Annotated in this window: 4 protein-coding genes and 1 tRNA gene; 2 read left to right on the forward strand and 3 right to left on the reverse strand. The window is 68.7% G+C overall.

Annotation, left to right across the window (positions count from 1 at the left end):
* Positions 1–630 precede the first annotated feature (630 nt).
* Both JWQ92_RS02225 and JWQ92_RS02230 read left to right on the forward strand, forming a co-directional pair.
* The gene (locus JWQ92_RS02225; protein WP_297342826.1) at positions 631–1,341 is read left to right on the forward strand and encodes a hypothetical protein; all 711 of its coding nucleotides are present in this window, start codon (positions 631–633) and stop codon (positions 1,339–1,341) included.
* Positions 1,342–1,354: 13 nt separating this feature from the next.
* On the forward strand, positions 1,355–2,509 hold the full coding sequence (locus JWQ92_RS02230) for a site-specific integrase (protein ID WP_297342828.1): 1,155 nt from the start codon (positions 1,355–1,357) through the stop codon (positions 2,507–2,509).
* A gap of 213 nt (positions 2,510–2,722) precedes the next feature.
* Here the strand turns inward: JWQ92_RS02230 and JWQ92_RS02235 are convergent.
* The 3 genes from JWQ92_RS02235 to JWQ92_RS02245 all read right to left on the reverse strand — a co-directional run.
* Positions 2,723–2,794, reverse strand: a tRNA-Arg gene (locus JWQ92_RS02235).
* A gap of 96 nt (positions 2,795–2,890) precedes the next feature.
* Positions 2,891–3,550 carry an NADPH-dependent F420 reductase gene (locus JWQ92_RS02240; protein WP_297342829.1) on the reverse strand — a complete coding sequence of 220 codons (660 nt, stop codon included), beginning with the start codon at positions 3,548–3,550 and terminating at the stop codon, positions 2,891–2,893.
* A 78-nt stretch (positions 3,551–3,628) separates the two neighbouring features.
* Positions 3,629–4,087, reverse strand: a 459-nt coding sequence (locus tag JWQ92_RS02245) for a hypothetical protein (protein WP_297342827.1), incomplete at its 5' end; no start/stop codon positions are given.

The following is a 4,087-nucleotide window of genomic DNA, read 5'->3' on the forward strand; positions in this document are numbered from 1 at the left end:
CGATCGTCGGGTCGAGACCGCCGGCTGGATGCTGCGGAAGCGGTGGTCGTAGCCGCCAGGGGGCGTTAGAGCGCCTTCCTCTGGGCTGCGGCTGCTTGTGATCAGGCAATTCTCAAAAGGTCTCGCAAAACCTCCGCCCAGCTTCGAGGTTTTGAGTCACGGGTATTGATCGTCCTGCAGCGTCGGCAAGACGCTCGGGACGCCTGTCATTTTGACAGAGATCGCCTCGATTCCTTACTTGGGCTGATCCGCGCTTCTACCGTCCGGGCATGAGCAACCAGCCCGGCGTCAGCCCCCTCGTTGGCCGCCAGGTTCGGGGTGAGGGGGCTAGCGAGGGGTTCTGGGGCGGCTTGCCCTGTCCTGGTCTGCCTCCTCGGCTGGCGCCGTCTCCGAACCACCCACAACTCAGCGAAAAGAAGCTGTGTTGTGGGTGGTTCGGAGATTCAGGGGGCAGACCAGGACAGGGCAAGAAAGAACAGGGGAAAGGAGAGGTGAAGGATATGGATTGAGCAGATATCAGATAGCAGATAGCAGGGGAGTGGCAGTGATCGATCGGTGCTGAGGGGCAGCGGGTGATGCGGAATGGCGGTAAGGCGGATGGTGCGGGGAAGCGATTCGACGGTGTGGGTGATGGACCGGGATGAGCAGATGATGAACTGGTTCGGGATCGTGCGGGTGACGAATGTGCAGTCGATCCGATGGGTGCTCGGCGCGTTGAACGGCTGGGACCGACCGGTGTCGACTCGGCAAGCACAGGCCTGGTGCGCCCGAATGCAGACAGCCGGCTACATCGACCGGGTCAACCTCGGGGGAGCGGGCGGCTCGATCGTCTGGGCGACGTTCACTGGGGTCGGGAAGGCGAAGCCAGATGTGTACCGGCAGACCACCCGCCACGAGATCGCAGTGTCGACCACCTGCGCCCGGTACGCGGCGGCGGGCTATGCATGGCAGCGCGACGAGCGAGCCCAGCATGCCTGGGAGCACCAGGCCGACGGTGTCGCGCTCGGTCCCGACTGGACCGAGTTGATCGAGGTCGAGCTGACCGCAAAGCGCCCAGTCCGCTACCACGGCATCTTCCGCGCCTTCCGCAACCGCCTCGACAACGAAGCCGCCCAAGTCACCTACCTCTGCACACCAGACGCTGGCCGCGCCGTTCGTGCAGCACTCGGGGCGTCACGAGAGGGCATCGTCATCGCAAGCCGAGTGCAGGTTCACGACGTGTTCGATCGAGGGGGCCTGTGGGGCGGCGACGTCTTACCCGACTGGCTCCTATCGGTGGAGCAACGGGCCGCGCCTGAGCAGGAACCGCTGTCGGCCGCCCGCGCTCAACTGGAGTGGTGAGCAAGGAGGCCTGATGGGGAGCGTCGAGCCGTACGCGACCAAGGGCGGCCGCCGATACCGCGTTCTGTACCGAAAGCCGGACCACGTCCAGACTCAGCGGCGAGGCTTTCGGACGAAGAAGGAGGCCGAGCTCTTCCTCGCATCGATGGAGCTGAACAAGGCCCGCGGGGTCTATGTGGACTCGGGCCGGTCCCGGATCCGGCTCGCGGACTGGCTCGATCAATGGTTCGCGGATCGCGTCGATCTTCGACCGTCCACGCGGGACCGCGTGGCTGGGATCATCCGCCGTGACCTGAATCCGTCGCTCGGTGCATACCCGCTCGGTGAGATCAGCCCGAGTGTGGTCCAGCGGTGGATCGCGGAGCTCTCCGGACGGCTCGGCCCCGCATCTGTCCGCAAGTGCGTGCACACGCTTTCCGGGGCCTTGGACGCGGCCGTCGCCGACGGCCGAATCGTCCTCAACCCGGCACGCGGAACGAAGCTGCCCAGGGTGACGAAGAGCGGCAAGCGGTATCTGACGCACGAGCAAGTGGACGCGCTTGCCGAGGCGGTCGATCGGATCGGTGGCGGGCAGCAGCACGGCGCGTTCAACGGATACGGCGACCTCGTCCGCGTGCTCGCCTACTGCGGCCTGCGATGGGGCGAGGTGTCCGGACTGAGAGTCATGGACGTCGACCTCCGAAGGCGACGCCTGGCGGTTCGACACACCGTGGTGGAGGTGAACGGCCTGCAGCACGAGTCGACGCCGAAGGACTACGAAGCCCGCTCGGTACCCATCCCTGCCGCTCTGGCAGACCGCTTGGTGCCGCTCGTCGCGGATCGGCCACAGGAGGCGCCGCTGTTCCCGAGCGCCAGGAGCCGGTCGTGGCTCCGCAACCGCGTGTTCCGCGAAGGGTGGCTGGACCGGGCCGCCGTCGAGATCGGTCAGCCGGGGCTGACGCCGCACGAACTCCGGCACACTGCCGCAAGCCTCGCCGTCAGCTCCGGTGCCCATGTCAAGGCGGTGCAACGGATCCTCGGCCATGCCTCCGCCGCCGTCACGCTCGACGTCTACTCCGACCTGTTCGACGACGACCTCGATGCCGTCGCGGAAGCCCTCGACCTGCACATCCGACGGGTCGCCGACGCCAAGGGCCCCGCACGTGGCGCTGCGGACGTCGTCAGCTGAAGGTGCGCTCACGTCGGCCGACCCCGCCCACGGGCTGGCGGAGGCGCGGGTCCTCGGACGGCCGCCGTGGATTTGCATAGGCGCGTTCAGCAGGCCGGAGTGACCTCGACGGCCGCAGAACCTCCAGCGGATGTTGCCAAAACGTTGCCACGGCCGGAAAAAGGTGGAGGCCCGGTCTCACGCGATCCGCATGATTCCGGGCCTCTCGGGGCGCGCCCCCAGCAAGATTCGAACTTGCGCCCCTGCCTCCGGAGGGCAGTGCTCTATCCCCTGAGCTATGGGGGCCGAAGGGAGCCTCCAGGTTAGCAGGGCGAGGAACGGCCGCCTTCCGGCCGCCGCCCGCCTGCGAGTGCCGGCGGGCGGCCGGAAACGGCCGCGGCTCTATGCGTCGACGCGCATCTCGCGGTAGCGCTTCGCGGCGGCGAGGTGAGCGCGGAGCCCGTCGGCGTCGTCCGGCTTCACGTAGCCGGGGGTGTCGCGCTGGATGCGCCAGCCCTCGGCGAGCGGGCCGCCGTCGACCACGTCGAAGCCGAACTCGTCGATGACGTCCGCGACCGTCGCCCGAGCCTCCTCGTCGTCGCCGAAGATCGCGAGCGCGCGACGGTGAGCCGTCCCCTTCGGGGTGCCGGCGGTCGTCAGGTCCGGGGCGCCGATGTGGTTGAAGGCCTTGACGACCTTCGACTGCGGCAGGTGCTGCTGGAGCAGCTCGGCGGTGGTCGTCGACTCGTCGTCGAGCTCCGCGATCTGCCCGTCGCGCTGCGGGTAGTAGTTGTTCGTGTCGATCACGATCTTCCCGGCGAGGGGCTCGACCGGCACGGAGTCGATGTTCTTCAGCGGGATCGTCACGACGACGATGTCACCGGCGCGGGCGGCGTCCTCGGGGGTGCCGGCCGTGGCGCCGTGTCCGATCTCGGCCACGAGCTCGGACAGGGTCTCGGGGCCGCGGGAGTTGCTGATCACGACGCGGTAGCCGTGCTGCACCGCCACTCGGGCGAGCTGGGATCCGATGTGACCGGCACCGATGAGGCCGATCGTGGAGATGTTGCGAACCGTCATGCACGCTCGAACCGCACTGCCGTCGGCGGGTATGCCCGCGTTCGGCCGATTGTCAGGTCCCGGTCAGCCCAGGCGGTCGAGGGCCGAGTGCACCGAGGCGATCAGGCCTGCGGCGTCGCCCGGCTCGTAGAGATCGGAGGACCAGGCCACCACCCAGTACGGGCCGTGGAAGTCGTTCACCTCGCCCGCGCCGCCGCTGACCTGGAAGTAGGCCTCCTCGCGGTACGTCGGCACCGAGTTGCTGCGCTCGACGAGGTCGTTCTTCAGAGCCAGCGCATCGGCGTCGGACGGACGGGCGACCGCGACCTCCAGCACATGGCCGGTCTTCGCGTCCTTCCAGGCGCAGACCGTGCCGCCGAGCGCCGCGAGGTGCGCGACGGGGGAGGCGGCCGTCGGCGCCCAGGCCGTCAGCGGCGCGTACCCGGGCGCGATGCCCTGCGCGACCGCGGCCGACACGAGGGCGGCGCACGGCGCCTCGACGGGGGTCGCGCCGGTCGACCTCGGCGTCGGCGGCGGCGTGCT

Origin of the sequence: Amnibacterium sp. (assembly GCF_025463795.1) — a bacterium.
Taxonomy (GTDB): Bacteria; Actinomycetota; Actinomycetes; order Actinomycetales; family Microbacteriaceae; genus Amnibacterium.

Bases quoted from the DNA above. Each gene is read 5' to 3' on its own strand.
- JWQ92_RS02225 (WP_297342826.1), top strand. From the start codon at position 631: ATGGACCGGGATGAGCAGATGATGAACTGGTTCGGGATCGTGCGGGTG.
- JWQ92_RS02230 (WP_297342828.1), top strand. From the start codon at position 1,355: ATGGGGAGCGTCGAGCCGTACGCGACCAAGGGCGGCCGCCGATACCGC.